The following is a 14,210-nucleotide window of genomic DNA, read 5'->3' as shown; positions in this document are numbered from 1 at the left end:
TCGGACGCCGTTCGGATCCAGTCGAGTCAACCAAGGCCACTTTTAGCCCGGGCGAAACGTCCGCGACGGCGGATCAATATCCATTTCAGCGCCCTCGCTCGTTATCCGACGAGAACTATGAGCAACGCGGGGGACGAATTCAGTAATCGGGATACTGGCAGCGGCACCGACGCGGATTCTGAGGTCGCCGTCAGCGACGATATCGAGTACGGGATCGACGACAAACCGCCGCTGGGCGAATCGTTCGTGCTGGGGATCCAACACTACCTGACGATGGTCGGGGCGAACATCGCGGTGCCGCTGATTCTGGCGGGTGCGATGGAGATGCCAGCCGACGTAACGGCGCGGTTCATCGGCACCTTCTTCGTCGTCTCGGGGATCGCGACGCTGGCCCAGACGACCTTCGGGAACCGCTACCCGATCGTGCAGGGCGCACCGTTCTCGATGCTCGCGCCGGCGCTGGCGATCGTCTTCGTCGTCACGAACGGCGGCGTCGGCGGCGGTTCCGACTGGCAAGCCGCGCTGGTACAACTACAGGGTGCCATCATCGTCGCCGCGACGGTACAGGTCGCGATGGGGTATCTCGGCCTCGTCGGCAAACTCCGCCGCTTCCTCTCACCGGTGGTCATCGCACCGACTATCGCGCTGATCGGTCTCGCGCTGTTCGACGCGCCCCAGATCACTGGTGCCGAGCAGAGCTGGCCGCTGCTGGGGCTGACGCTCGGCCTGATCTTGCTGTTCTCGCAGTATCTCGACGTCAAAGCTCGAGCGTTCCGGCTCTATCCCGTTATCTTGGCGCTCGTGATCGCGTGGGTCGTCGCCGCGACGCTGTCCGCGGGCGGTCTCATCGCCGACGCCCATCCCGGCTACGTCCCGCTCGAGCAGGTCACGAACACGGATCCGATCCTGCCGATCTACCCGTTCCAGTGGGGGACGCCCCAGATCACGACCGCGTTCGTTATCGGGATGTTCGCGGGCGTACTGGCGTCGATCGTCGAGAGCATCGGCGACTACTACGCCGTCGCTAATCTGACCGGTTCCGCCGCACCGAGCGAGAAGCGAATCAACCACGGCATCGGCATGGAGGGGCTGATGAACGTCTTCTCCGGAATTATGGGCTCCGCGGGCTCGACGTCCTACTCCGAGAACATCGGCGCGATCGGACTGACCGGCGTCGCCTCGCGGTACGTCGTCCAGCTCGGCGCCGTCGTTATGATCGTCTTCGGCTTCATCGGCTACTTCGGGCAACTGGTCGCGACCATTCCGGACCCGATCGTCGGCGGCCTCTTTATCGCTATGTTCGCCCAGATCGTCGCCGTCGGCGTCTCGAACCTCCGGCACGTCGATCTGGACTCCTCGAGAAACACCTTCGTCATCGGCTTCGCGCTGTTCGTCGGGCTGGCGATTCCGGCCTACATGGGGAACTTCGAGAGCACGATCGCGTTCCGCGAGGCGATCGACCTCGAGGCCGCGCTCGCGGGCCAGCCGGGGTGGCTCGAGGCCGCGGCACAAGCCGTCGTCGACACGATATTTATCATCGGCTCGACCGGGATGGCCGTCGGCGGCCTCGCGGCGCTGGTGCTCGACAACACGATTCCGGGCAGCCGCGAGGAGCGCGGCCTCGCCCACTGGGACCGGATCACCGAAGACGAGTCCGAGTTCGAGAGCTTCTGGGACCGCTGGCTCGGGGCCGATAACGCCGCGGTCGACGCCGAACGAGGGGACTGACCCACCGGACCGGGATCGTCTCGGCCCTCGAGCGCGAGCGCTTTCTTCCACGCCTACAAGACGGAACCGTCACTGCAACCCGGCGACCTATATGTACCGACGCCTACAATACTCCCGATGGCAGAACTCCCGCTCGAGGACGGCACGCTCTGGTACGAGACGCGCGGCGACGGACGGCCGCTGGTGTTCATCCACGGCGGCTGGATGAACGGGCAGGCCTGGCGGCCCCAGGTCGACCGCTTCGACGACGACTACGAGGTCGTCACCTTCGACGTTCGCGGCCACGGCCAGACGGGGGCGACCGAGGCGGACCAGTACTCGGTCGAACTCTTCGCCGACGACCTCGAGGCGCTCCTCGCGCACCTCGATCTCGAGGCGCCGCTCCTCTGTGGCCTCTCGCTCGGGTCGATGGTCGTCCAGGAGTTCATGGACCGCCACCCCGACCGCGCCGCGGGAGCGATCCTCGGCGGTGCGGTGCGATCGATGCCGCCGCTGGACATGCCCGAGGGGCTGAAACCCTTCATGTCGCCGCTGCCCGCGCTCACGACGTCGCTGTCGCTGACGGGGTCGAAGACGACGTTCCGGTCGATGTTGTGTTCGATCCGGGCGACGACCGGCGAGCGCTGGCTCTCGGTGAATCCGGAGATCCAGGCGCAGGCGCTCGACGCCGTCGACGAGATCGGTCGCGACGAGTTCCGCAAGGTGTTCGACGCGCTCTACCGGTACGAGCCGTCGAACCTCTCGCACGTCGAGACGCCGACGCTGGTCGTCCACGGCGAGCAGGAGGCGCCGCTGGTCAAACGACAGGGGCGACAGCTCGTTTCGGAGGTCGGCGGCGCCGAACACCTGGAACTGTCCGACTCGGGCCACCTCGTCAATCTCGACCGTCCGAACGCGTTCAACACCGCGAGCGAGACGTTCCTCGAGACGGCCAGTGCGGCCTGAAGAAGTCCCACGTCGTATCAGCCGCGAGCGAAGCCGTAGGCTGAGCGAGCGGGCCGACGACTGTTGTGAGTGACGGAGGAACGAACGGAAGGAGGAGCGTCCTCGTGAACGTAGTGAACGAGGGCTCGGAAGACGCGAAGCGTCTTCCGGTGCTTTTGATCGAAATTTCACCGAGCGAGCAAGACGCGGTAGCGCCGCCGCTCGCGTAGAGTGAAATTTCGGAAGTATGAATGTGGAAGCCGCGATTGCCCGGCGTTCCGGCCGGGGGAATCCCGGTTGCCTCCTCCACCCCGCGACCCGTCGAGCGACAGGTGTCCGGCGGTCCACTGCTCGCTTCCGCGCCTGATGGGCTGTCGCCGACTAACCGCGATGGGACGTCCCTGCGGACGGCCATCGCGGACCGCTGTCCCCGACGGACGAGGCTTCTGCGTTGGCTCCCGGGGCCCCGGCCGGTCTGACCGGACGCCCGCGGTGTTTGGTCCCCGCTAAAGGCCATATCGCGGGTAACGAGCAGGGCCTAACTGCCCGACCTATCCATCTCTTCGTAGGGGAAGGTGACTTAAGGACCTTTCGTCTCTCCGACCGCCCGACGGCGCGGCGGCAGTCGCGAACGGACGGGTTCCATCGAGGTCGGAACCGGACTCCGACCGGTCGACTCGAGGGAGCATCAGTCAGGTCGAATCGCTCGTGTCCGATCCGCGGAGCGCGTGAAGTCCCGCGCTCGGGTAGAAAACTACGCCGCCGACGACGGGGGCGACTCGCTCCCCGCCACCGCTCGTCGCCCCGGGTCGATACCGCCACAGTTCGCTCCCGTCGCTCCCGTTGTAGGCCGCGATCGCGTTCAGCCCGCTCACGTAGACGACGCCGTCGGCGATGACGGGATGGTCGTTGCCGGTCTCGACCGACCACTGCTCCCTCCCGGTCTCTGCGTCGAGTGCCGTCAGTTGCCACGCGTTCGTGACGTACAGTGTCCCGCCGGCGATCGCCGGCGACGTGACGAAATTCATCCCCGAGCCGTGGCCGCCGCGTTCGACCTGTCGGCGCCAGCGCAGCGCGCCGTCGCGCTCGAGCGCCGCGACGGTCCCGTCGCCGAGCGGGACGTAGCAGGCGTCGTCGGTGACGGTCGGCGGCGGCCAGCGTGTCCCGCAGTTCGGCCGTCTCGTCGGACGAGTCAGTCGATTCCCCGTCGGATTCGGTGTCGCCGTCCCCACAGTTCACGTTCTCGGTTTCGCCCTCGTTCCCCTCGAGCGCGCCGAGACAGCCCGTCAATCCGGTCGTCAGCGCCACTCCCGCGGCCGAGAGCAGGTCGCGGCGGCTGCGACCGCTGAACATATATTCTGTTTTGAAATTTATGCATGATTATGTATTTCGAGAGAATATATGGATAAGGGTTCCGTCGGCAACCGAGGCCGACGTCGGACCGTCCTCGAAAGTTCCGTCGACCACCTCGAGACTCCCGAGATCCGCCGACGGGCCGATGATGATCGGCGCCGTCGCTCATCGGAGTGGGGGCTCGGGTCGCGCGGTTTCGGGAACCGAGCGGCGAAACCGGCGCTCGAGGGCGTCCCGTTACTCGGCCTCCGTTTCGCTCTCGCCGCTCTCGAGGACGCCCTCGAACTCGCTCGCGCTGGGACCGCCCTCGAACTCCGCGGCCGATTCGGGCGAAATCTCCTCGAGGGCCCGCTCGAAGTGCTCGGCCGTCAGCACGATCGCCTCGACGTCGCGGTCCTCGCCCTCGGCTTCGGCCCGGACGTGCTCGCGGACGGCGATAGTCGCGGCCTCGCGACAGACCGCCTCGACGTCGGCGCCGGTGTACCCTTCGGTCTCGGCCGCGAGTTCGTCGAGATCCACGTCGTCCGCGAGGGGCCGGTCTTCGGTGTGGATCGCGAAGATCTCCCGGCGAGCCCGTTCGTCGGGTTCGTCGACCGCGACGTGGCGGTCGAGGCGGCCGGGTCGGAGCAGCGCGTCGTCGATCAGTTCGGGCCGGTTCGAGGCCGCGATCACGACCACGTCCTCGAGTTCCTCGAGGCCGTCGAGTTCGGTCAGCAGCTGGGAGACGACGCGCTCGCCGACGTTCGAGTCGCCGACGCCGCTACCTCGTTCGCTCGCGATGGCGTCGATCTCGTCGAAGAAGACGATCGTCGGCGCGTTCTCGCGGGCCTTGCTGAAGATCTCGCGGACGCCCTTCTCCGACTCGCCGACGTACTTGTCGAACAGCTCCGGGCCCTTCACAGAGATGAAGTTCGACTGGGACTCGTTGGCGACGGCTTTGGCGAGCAGCGTCTTTCCGGTGCCCGGCGGGCCGTGCAGCAGGACGCCCTTGGCGGGCTCCAGGGCGACACGCTCGTAGGCGTCGGCGTGTTCCATCGGCCACTGGACGCTCTCGCGGAGTCGTTCCTTGGCCTCCTCGAGGCCGCCGACGTCGTCCCAGGTGACGTCGGGGACCTCGACGAAGACCTCGCGCATCGCGGAGGGCTCGATCCCCCGCAGCGCCGACTTGAAATCGTCGGCGGTGACCTCGATCTCCTCGAGGACGTTCGCGGGGATCTCCGCCTCCTCGAGGTCGAGTTCGGGCCGCACGCGGCGCATCGCCGTCATCGCGGCTTCCTTCGCCAAGTTCTCGAGGTCGGCGCCGACGAAGCCGTGAGTGTTCTCGGCGTAGCGCTCGAGGTCGATCTCCTCGGCTAGGGGCATCCCGCGGGTGTGGATCTGCAGGATCTCCTCGCGGCCCGCGGCGTCGGGGACGCCGATCTCGATCTCGCGGTCGAACCGGCCCGGCCGGCGCAGCGCGGGATCGATGTCGTCGACGCGGTTCGTGGTGCCGATGACGGTGATCTCGCCCCGTTGCTCGAGCCCGTCCATCAGCGAGAGGAGTTGGGCGACGACGCGCCGTTCGGTGTCGCCCTGGACCTCCTCGCGCTTTGGCGCGATGGAGTCGAGTTCGTCGATGAAGACGATCGCCGGCTCGTTCTCGGCGGCCTCCTCGAACACCTCGCGGAGCTGCTCTTCGCTCTCGCCGTAGTACTTCGACATGATCTCCGGGCCGGAGATCGTCAGGAAGTGGGCGTCGACCTCGTTGGCGACCGCGCGGGCGATCAGCGTCTTCCCGGTGCCCGGCGGACCGTGCAGCAGGACGCCCTTCGGCGGCTCGATGCCGAGCGCGCGGAAGAGTTCGGGGTGGCGCATCGGCAGTTCGATCATCTCGCGGACCTGCTCGAGTTCATCGTCGAGACCGCCGACGTCCTCGTAGGTGACGGTCGGGCTCTCGGCTCCAGCGGCGCCCGCAGCGGCGGCGGTTTCGCTCTCCTCGAGCGGCCCTTCGGCTTCGACGGAGAGCCGATCGGGATCGCGCTCGGCGACCTCGATCTCGGTGCTCGCGTCGACGACGACCGGGCCGTCGGGCTCGGTGTCGACGACGGTCACCGGGAGCCGCCGCCCGGAGCGACTCGAGAGCAGGCCGAAGCCAAGCGACAGCGAGTACTGGTCGCCGGGGCTGACGGCCCGCTCCGTGAGTTTGTCGCCCAGGTAGGAGCCGACGTCGCCCCGGATGCGCACGTTCTCGGGGAGCGCGATCGTGACGCGTTCGGCGGGCTCGACGTCGGCGGGTTCGACGGTCACGCGGTCGTCGATTCGGACGCCTGCGGCCTGTCGAAGTTGGCCGTCGATGCGGACGATACCCCGACCTCGGTCTTCGGAGCGGCCGGGCCAGACGCGGGCGATCACCCGGCCGTCGCGACCCTCGATCGCGACGAACTCGCCGCTCGAGACGCCCAGTTCCTCGAGCGCGTCGCGATCGATCGCGGCGAGACCGCTGCCTGCGTCCTTCCGTTTGAGCGGTCGTACGCGGAGTCGCATGGTCCTGCGTTCGAACTCGAACGTCGGGAGGGCGCCGACGCGTGCGGAAAACGACGGACGTGGCCGGCGAACGGCTCGGCCGACGCGATCCGGCGGGACACGCGTCGGCGGCGATCGGTTCGCCGGTCGATGCCGGGTGTCGGTTCAGCGGCCGATTTCACGAGGCGGTTCGCCGACGGGAACGGCGATCGGCGGCGACCGCGGGGAGGACGGGCCGACGATCGCGTCTCGAGACGGGTCCCGACCGGCCGTCGGTCGGGGCTGGATCACCCCTCGAGAGGGATCTCCTTCCCGCGGGTGACGGCGTCGGCGACCGGCAGTTCGACCTCGAGGACGCCGTTGGTGTACTCGGCGGAGATGGCGTCCTCGTCGATGGTCTTGGGGAACCGGAACCGCCGGTGGTAGGTCTTCTTGCGACCGCGCTCGTCGTCGACGTGCTCGGCGGCGACGTTGAGGACGCCGTCGTCCCACGAGAGCCCGATCTCGTCGGTCTCGAAGCCCGGCATGTCGATCGTCAGGACGAACTCGTCGTCCTCCTCGTACAGTTCGTAGTCGTTGCCGCCTCGGTCACTGAACAGTTGGGACGGTACGTCGAGGCCTTGCGTCCAGGTGCTTGGCGTCGGTCGGAGCACCATGGCTGTTCACCTCGAGTTCAACAGAAGATTGTTCGCGGTTCGTAAAAAATCTGTCGATCCATGCAGTATGTTATCACAGAAGGCGCTAATGACAGAATAGTTCGAACGCGTCCGACGGAGGAAAAGGCCCATTAGTTTCCCGACACCTCGACTAGGCATGGGACTTGGCAGCACCGCAAAGAAGATTCAGAGCCTCTCGGATCGCGCCGAGGCGATGTACAAGCAGGTACAACAGCTCCAAAAGCGGATCATCTCGCTGGAGGAGGAGATGGACGACACCCACGACACGGTCAACCGAATGGACCACCAGCTGACCGAACAGCGCGCGCTCCTGCTGGCCATCGCCGAGGAACACGACATCGACGGCGAACAGATCCTCGCCGACGCGGCCATCGACGAGGCCGAACTAGAGGCCGAGGAGAGCGACGCTACTGCGGACGAGACGACCGACGAATCGGCGGACGCCGACGCGAGCGACGCGACGGCCAAATAGGCTACTCGGGAGCGGTTCCCGAATCCGGGCGCGTCCAGCCCCGAACGGTCGACCGACCGGTGTGGACGTATAGGGAAAGCCCTACGGCCACGGCTCCCGTTTTTCGAGTCGATGACGAGCCACGAGCAGCCGGTCGACTCGGTCCTCGAGACGATCGGTCGGACGCCGCTGGTCGCCCTGCAGGACGGACCCACGGATGTCGACCTGTACGCGAAACTCGAGACGTTCAACCCCGGGGCCAGCGTCAAGGATCGCATCGGCCGGTACATGCTCGAGGCGATGCTCGAGCGCGGGGAGCTCTCCGAGGACGGGACGATCATCGAACCGACCGCGGGGAACACGGGGATCGGGTTCGCGATCGCCGCCGAACAGCTGGGTCTCGAGGCGATCTTCGTCGTCCCGGAGCGGTTCAGCGTCGAGAAACAGCAGCTGATGGCCGCGCTGGGCGCCGAGATCATCAACACGCCCACGGACGCGGGGATGGGCGGGGCGATCGAGCGCGCCCACGAACTGGCCGCGGAGCTCGACGACGCCGTCGTTCCCCAGCAGTTCTCGAATCCGCTCAACGTCGAAGCCCACTACGAGACCACCGGACCCGAGATCTACGAGGCGCTGGACGGCGAGGTGGGGGCCGTCGTCGCCGGTTGTGGCACCGCAGGGACGCTGATGGGCATCGCGGAGTACGCCCTCGAGCGGGACGACTCGACCTACGTCGCCGCGGTCGAACCCGAGGGCTCGATCTACGGCGAGGCGCTGGGCGACGACCGCGAGGAGGACGAGTACAAGATCGAGGGGATCGGTACCCACGATCTGGCGACCAACGAACTGTTCGATCCCGACCTCGTCGACGCCGTCTACGCGATCCCGGACCGGGACGCCCACGACGAGCTCCGGCGACTGGCCCGCGAGGAGGGCCACCTCGTCGCCTCGAGTGCGGGCGCGGCGAGCGTCGCCGCGAGGCGGGTAGCGCGGGCGATTTCGACGGGCGAGATCGACGCGCCCCACGAGACCGTCGTGACGGTGTTTCCGGACTCGAGCGAGCGCTACCTCTCGAAGGGGATCTACCGGTCGTTCGAGGAGTGGGAGGGCTAACGCCGAGCCCGGAATCGAACGGCAGCGCGGAGGACACTCATTCTGCTAAAATGGTTGCGACGTTTTGACGGCCGCCGACGATGCGATCAGACCGTCGCTGTCGGACGCGCTCGACGGCCTCGAGCGGCGGGCGTCGGCGCCGCGAGATTGCTCGTCGCCTACTCGAGGTCCGCTTCAGGCGGCGAGCCGTCGGTGTTCGACCTTCATACACCGATCCTGGACGACCCGCCGGCCGTCGTCTTCGGCTCTGGCCGCGGCCTCGTCGTCGCGGATCCCCTGCTGGGTCCAGACGACCTTCACGTCGTCGCGCTCGAGGGCCGCGTCGACGATCCCGCTGACCTCCTCGCTGGGCCGGAAGACGCAGACGACGTCGATCTCCGCGTCGACTTCGTCGAGCGAGTCGTAGACCTCCCGCTCGAAGATCTCGTCGGCGTACGGGTTGACGGGAATCACGTCGTAGCCGCGCTCGAGCAGGTACTCGGGCACATCGTGGGCCGCCTTCCCCGGCGTGCTCGAGCAGCCCACGACGGCGATCGTCTCGTACTCGAGGATCTCCTCGATCTCCTCCGCGGTATCGACTGGCATGGTAGTCTCGAGTACGCGCTCGGCGCTGAAACGTTTCGGGGTCTCGTACCGCCGGTACCTGACTCGAGGCGGGACGCTCACTGCACTGCGTCGAACACCACGAAAGCCCACCCGCGGTGACACGACCGGCCAGCCGACTCGGGTGGGATTGAAAGCGGCCGGGGTTTTCGTGGTGTTTGCAGTCGATGCGGGAGTCCCGACGAGCCTCTAACGCGTGATATCAGTGCTCGGAAAACGAAACGCGAAGCCAGCGGTCGCGAACGAGACTGCTACTCAACTCGAGAGGCCGGCGGTTCGAATCTCGGGTTCCTCGCCGTCGGCCGGCTCCTCGAGTTCGATGACGGCGTCGAACAGCTGTTTGAGCGTGTTCATGGTCTGGTCGTCGTGGGCCGTCGAGTCGATGACGTACAGCCCCATGGCGTCGGCGCTCTGGATCCGGCCCGTGAAGACGTGGAGGAACCGGAACACGGTCTGGAGGTCGGAGTACATCAGCAGCGTCGACACCGAGTGTAACAGCACGCGGTTCTCGGTCAGGCCGTGGCCCTCGTAAAATTCCTGAAGGAACTCCGAGAGTTTAATCCCGATACCGGTCATGTCGACCGGCGAGGAGGCGTACTTGATCCGCGGATCGTCGTCGACGGTGCCGATCCCGCGCTGTTTCGTGACGCAGTCGACGATCCCGACGTCCGGATCGACGCCCGCCTCGAGCGAGCCGGTGAACGTCTCGAGAACCTTGTCGGCGCTGTCTTTGGTCGTAACGACGATCGAACCGTTACCACGGTTGGCGCCGCTGGCGAGGATGTCGAAGGCGATCTCGCGCTTTCCCGTCAGTGGCGGGCCCGCAATGAGCAGGTTCGTCCCGGGCTCGATGTCGGCGTCCGGGAGGACATCTGCGAGGTCATACATGCCAAATACTCACATCCATACAGCCGTAGTGGAATCCGCTGGCTACTCCGGCGTGTGATATGAGAATGCGGTATCCAGCTTATATTACTTTTGATTGTACGGGCACAACTATTGCTTATTCCCCACGGTTGTGGGTCGACAACCGCCGGCGCTGACACCGCGAACGGTCTCAGAGCACGGCGGGCATCGCCGCCGCCCGCCCCACGATAAACGCCAGCGCGGCGAGAAACATCCCGTACTTGAGATGTCCCTGTCCCGCCGTCGGATCCGAGAAACTCTCGTAGGCCGCATAACACATCACGGCGACGGCCGGACCCACCACGACCAGGTACGCGACCCCGAAGTCCTCGAGGAGGACGTACGGGAGCGGGCTCGCCGCGGCGCCGATCGCGAGCAGCCCCGTCGCGACGTACAGCGCGCGGCGCTCCCCGATGGCGATCGGGAGCGTGTTGAGCCCCTCCTCGCGGTCGCCCTCGACGTCCTCGACGTCCTTGATGATCTCTCGCGTCAGCGTCGTGATCGCCGAGAGCAGGAAGAGGACGGCCGCGGGCGCCATGTCGCCCACCGCGGCGGCCCCGAAGAGGAACGCACTCCCGACGAGGTAGGCGACCAGCGCGTTCCCGACTCCCGGCAGCCCCTTGAAGACCTCCGTGTACGCCACCAGCGCGACGAGGTTGATCCCCGCGATGGCCAGCGCCGCCGGCGGGAGCGTCACCGCGAGCGCGACGGCCGCGCCGAAGCAGCCGAGACTGAACGCGAGCGCGCCGCGCGGACTCACCGCTCCGCGGGGAATCGGCCTGTCGGGCTGGTTGATCCGGTCGATCTCCCGATCGAAGTAGTCGTTGATCGCGTTGCCGGCGCCGACCGCGAGCGCCGTGGCGGCGACCGCCGTCGCGACCCGGAACGGCTGATCGACGACCCCGCCCGCGACGAACGCGCCGATGAAGGGCAAGACGCTCGCCGCGACCACGTTCACCGGCCGCGTCAACTCGAGGAGTCCGCGGCCCGTCTCGCCTGCTGTCATAGGCTGGACTGGTCAACGCTGGTGGTTAAACGGTGCGATCCGCCGCGCCGAGACGGCGGGGAGGAAACGACGGCCTCGAGTCCCCCGCTGTGGCTGGCGACTACGGCAATCGCTGGCGAGAGCGCGGCTTGGTGGCGGTACGAGACGCGGTTCGGAGTCGTCCCGAGGGGCTTGCGCGGAGCGTTACTGCCACTCCTCGAGATCGCACAGCGTGTCGACGTCGACCGAGAGCCACTTGGTCACGCGCTCGTCACCGGTAGCGTCGGCCGGGACGGCCGTCCAGACGTCCTCGTCGTCGGTGAGCAACTCGAGCGGCATCGCTGCGGCCTGCTCGTCGTCGGGGATGGGGGTCTCGTTTACCGTCATGGCACGTTCGATCGTTGACTTCCCACGACAAAGACCCCCTGAGCCAATTTTCACCGACTGAGAAGTGCAGGTGAGGGTGGTCGACTCGAGGTGCGTGTGGTGGTGGCTATCGAAAGCGTCCCAAATCGAGTGACTTATACGGCACCGCCGGAAATTCAGTGGTGAGGGCGCTTAGCTCAGTCTGGACAGAGTACTTGGCTTCGGACCAAGCTGTCGCGGGTTCAAATCCTGCAGCGCCCATCCTTCTGCGTGACGGGCAACATTTGGCAGACGGCAGTACGACGCTTATAAAGAAACCCCTCTTCGGCCGATTTGATTTCATCACGGTTCGTGACGGGGGTCGCCGGTGTCATGCGATTCGCTTACATTTGAATGACAGCACAGACACATAATACTAGGGAGCGAAGTGCAACTGGTAACGCATCACGGCAGATCAATGCCTTTCTGGGTGGCTTGATCGACACCACTATGCCTGGTTACCCTCAGTGCATTTGTTGGATAAGAACGTAGTGTCCGGTATGCACCGGACGTTCCCTGTATGGATTGCCGTGATGCTCATGGCGGCTGGTGTCTTGCTCGGTGTTGTAGAATCCCCGATCATACTTGGTGCAGTGATCGCAGCCGGGCTTGTTGCCGCTTCGAGAGACTTATTGCGAAGTTATCAGGCTCTGTCGTAACTTGATTATTTCAGACAGCCCATCCAGAAAGAACGGCGGTTTAACTGAATCTTTGACTACTAACGGATCAATCGACCCCAATACGAATACGTCACCGAGCAAAGACTACATGGGGATCGTTAAACAGTAACCTATGACCTCAATTCACGACGCAGTCGGACCCGATCAACTCCTCATTCTTGGTCTTGGGTTCGCCATGATTACTGTAAGGCTGATCGGCCTTCTGTTCCTGTAACATGGTTCACCTACTGATTAATTCCAGATAGCGAGTCCGGTGCGCACGGCAGGTATTGATGCTGACACCACTAGCAGTAATCGCCAGTGGAGTACTATCTCTACGTAGCCCGCAACATCCGTATAGGAAAGAGCGGCGATGCAACGCTATTAGAGATTCCACGACCGTTCCAAACGCTGACCAGACACCGACGCGAACGCCGCGAACGTGAAGTGTAACTTGACCTTCGAAGCTTCGATCTCAGCGACGACCCGATCGTTGAACGCCCAATCGAATGGGACGAGTAGAAGACCTGCCGTAACAACCTCCCCAGCCGCCCCTCAATCGTTCTGGAAGTCCTGATACAGGCGAATCAACGTGTGGACGTCGAGCATCGACGCATCTGGGAGTTCCTTGCGCATTGCGTCCCGAAGGTCGCGGCACGCAAGCACGATGCGGTAGTACTGCCGCGCGTCGAATCCTGTGTCAAGCGAGTCGAGATTGCTACACGCGGTAAAAAACGTGTCAAACCGCTCGTACTGGAAGTTCACGTACTCGTCCGGATACGCACCCATCAGGAGCGTCGTCGCAATCCGAAGCAAGTTCCCATCGGAAACGTCGTCACTGACAGCAAACGTATGGAACCGGCGTAACCGCTCAACCAAGTGCTTGTCCTCATCGAACAGCATTGAGAGGACTGCCGCCGCTTCCTCAGGATCGTCGAGACACGTCGCCTGGAAATCCTGGAGTTGCACAACACCCCACCTGCCGAGCAAGTACTGCGGCACCGGCGTCGAGAGGGTACCTGTGTCAGTGTACTCGTCAGCGTTCGCCCAGAACGCGTCGAAAAACGGCTCCACGTCGTCCGCGGCCAAATCGTCCAGCGTGTACGACGCGGCAACCTGCTCAGACACGTACTCCGCGAAATCCCACTTCCACGTCTCGTAATGCTTCCCAGCCCAGTGCTCAATGTCTGTATCAGCGTACGCATTGTTCTGCCGCGCAACGACGTGCCCATTGATCGCCGGCGTCGCAGCTTCGAAATCGATCTCGATCGGGCCGCGATCCTTCGTCGACGCAGCAGGATACCCGCGAAGCGCCGCGTACAGATCACCCCGCGGTCCCGTCTCCTCCGCCGCGATAGCGTCCGCCGTTGCAGTCGTGACGAGTGTGAACAACTGATCGATCTCCTCATACACGGGCAGCGGCGTCTCGTTCGACGCGGTGACGTGGCCAGCAACGTCAAGATACACGTCACGGAACGACGCAAGCTGGTCCCGAAGGTTCTCGAACTCGGTTGCCGGTTCGACACCGAATTTCCGTAACCCACGTCGAGCTTGATCGCTCACGATCGGGTGTTCAGAAGTAGTTCGCGTGTAGAGTTCGGCGATGACCAGCCCCCAGTTCGCACGGTCTTCCCAGTCAGCATCGTACTCCTTGGCAGTGCGGAGTTCGTTGAGAAACGACGCTAGCTCAGCTATCGATTCAGGCCACAGATTCAGAATCGTGGCTGCGTGCCACTCGGTTGCTGCCGCGAGCGCCTCCTCGGTCCAGAGCGCCTCAAAGTTCGACTCTGTCGGGTCGCTTACGAACGTCTCTAGATGATTTCGGTACCGTTCCGAACGCGTCGGCGACGTTACATCGTATCGAGGGCCAGTCGAATGCGCGTCCACCACTTCTCCCCAAGCAG

12 protein-coding genes, 1 tRNA gene and 1 other RNA gene are annotated in these 14,210 nt (G+C 65.0%); 5 read left to right on the top strand and 9 right to left on the bottom strand.

What is annotated here, in order from left to right:
- Positions 1–117 precede the first annotated feature (117 nt).
- Both HTZ84_RS12095 and HTZ84_RS12090 read left to right on the top strand, forming a co-directional pair.
- The gene (locus tag HTZ84_RS12095) at positions 118–1,728 is read left to right on the top strand and encodes a uracil-xanthine permease family protein (protein ID WP_174680910.1); all 1,611 of its coding nucleotides are present in this window, start codon (positions 118–120) and stop codon (positions 1,726–1,728) included.
- A gap of 117 nt (positions 1,729–1,845) precedes the next feature.
- Positions 1,846–2,673 carry an alpha/beta fold hydrolase gene (locus tag HTZ84_RS12090; RefSeq protein WP_174680909.1) on the top strand — a complete coding sequence of 276 codons (828 nt, stop codon included), beginning with the start codon at positions 1,846–1,848 and terminating at the stop codon, positions 2,671–2,673.
- 229 nt (positions 2,674–2,902) lie between these two features.
- On the opposite strand, the gene ffs is transcribed toward HTZ84_RS12090, so the two are convergent.
- From ffs to HTZ84_RS12070, 4 genes are all read right to left on the bottom strand, one after another.
- Positions 2,903–3,214: signal recognition particle sRNA (gene ffs / locus HTZ84_RS12085), an RNA gene on the bottom strand.
- Between the two features lie 130 nt (positions 3,215–3,344).
- Positions 3,345–3,884 carry an outer membrane protein assembly factor BamB family protein gene (locus HTZ84_RS12080; RefSeq protein ID WP_174680908.1) on the bottom strand — a complete coding sequence of 180 codons (540 nt, stop codon included), beginning with the start codon at positions 3,882–3,884 and terminating at the stop codon, positions 3,345–3,347.
- 358 nt (positions 3,885–4,242) lie between these two features.
- Positions 4,243–6,528, bottom strand: coding sequence for a CDC48 family AAA ATPase (locus tag HTZ84_RS12075; RefSeq protein ID WP_174680907.1), 2,286 nt, complete (start codon positions 6,526–6,528; stop codon positions 4,243–4,245).
- A 266-nt stretch (positions 6,529–6,794) separates the two neighbouring features.
- The gene (locus HTZ84_RS12070; RefSeq protein ID WP_174680906.1) at positions 6,795–7,163 is read right to left on the bottom strand and encodes an Hsp20/alpha crystallin family protein; all 369 of its coding nucleotides are present in this window, start codon (positions 7,161–7,163) and stop codon (positions 6,795–6,797) included.
- A gap of 157 nt (positions 7,164–7,320) precedes the next feature.
- On the opposite strand from HTZ84_RS12070, the gene HTZ84_RS12065 reads away from it, so the two are divergent.
- Both HTZ84_RS12065 and HTZ84_RS12060 read left to right on the top strand, forming a co-directional pair.
- On the top strand, positions 7,321–7,656 hold the full coding sequence (locus HTZ84_RS12065) for a DUF5798 family protein (protein ID WP_174680905.1): 336 nt from the start codon (positions 7,321–7,323) through the stop codon (positions 7,654–7,656).
- Positions 7,657–7,767: 111 nt separating this feature from the next.
- Positions 7,768–8,748: a PLP-dependent cysteine synthase family protein gene (locus tag HTZ84_RS12060; RefSeq protein ID WP_174680904.1), complete on the top strand. Its 981-nt coding sequence runs from the start codon at positions 7,768–7,770 to the stop codon at positions 8,746–8,748.
- 174 nt (positions 8,749–8,922) lie between these two features.
- Here the strand turns inward: HTZ84_RS12060 and HTZ84_RS12055 are convergent, their stop codons facing one another.
- The 4 genes from HTZ84_RS12055 to HTZ84_RS12040 all read right to left on the bottom strand — a co-directional run bounded on the left by HTZ84_RS12055 (position 8,923) and on the right by HTZ84_RS12040 (position 11,629).
- Positions 8,923–9,333, bottom strand: coding sequence for a CoA-binding protein (locus tag HTZ84_RS12055; protein ID WP_174680903.1), 411 nt, complete (start codon positions 9,331–9,333; stop codon positions 8,923–8,925).
- 273 nt (positions 9,334–9,606) lie between these two features.
- Positions 9,607–10,239 (bottom strand): RAD55 family ATPase, encoded by a 633-nt coding sequence (locus tag HTZ84_RS12050; RefSeq protein WP_174680902.1) that lies wholly within the window; start codon positions 10,237–10,239, stop codon positions 9,607–9,609.
- A gap of 169 nt (positions 10,240–10,408) precedes the next feature.
- Positions 10,409–11,263 carry a geranylgeranylglycerol-phosphate geranylgeranyltransferase gene (locus HTZ84_RS12045; protein WP_174680901.1) on the bottom strand — a complete coding sequence of 285 codons (855 nt, stop codon included), beginning with the start codon at positions 11,261–11,263 and terminating at the stop codon, positions 10,409–10,411.
- Between the two features lie 183 nt (positions 11,264–11,446).
- Entirely contained in the window at positions 11,447–11,629 is a 183-nt protein-coding gene (locus HTZ84_RS12040; protein ID WP_008892639.1) for a DUF7511 domain-containing protein, read from the bottom strand.
- Positions 11,630–11,794: 165 nt separating this feature from the next.
- On the opposite strand from HTZ84_RS12040, the gene HTZ84_RS12035 reads away from it, so the two are divergent.
- Positions 11,795–11,869 (top strand) — tRNA-Arg (locus tag HTZ84_RS12035).
- A 992-nt stretch (positions 11,870–12,861) separates the two neighbouring features.
- On the opposite strand, the gene HTZ84_RS12030 is transcribed toward HTZ84_RS12035, so the two are convergent.
- Complete coding sequence (locus HTZ84_RS12030) at positions 12,862–14,193, bottom strand: hypothetical protein (RefSeq protein WP_174680900.1); 1,332 nt, start codon at positions 14,191–14,193, stop codon at positions 12,862–12,864.
- Positions 14,194–14,210 lie beyond the last annotated feature (17 nt).

Source organism: Haloterrigena gelatinilytica, from assembly GCF_013342145.1.
GTDB classification, from domain to species: Archaea; Halobacteriota; Halobacteria; order Halobacteriales; family Natrialbaceae; genus Haloterrigena; species Haloterrigena gelatinilytica.
This window is presented reverse-complemented; position numbering and strand designations above follow the sequence as displayed.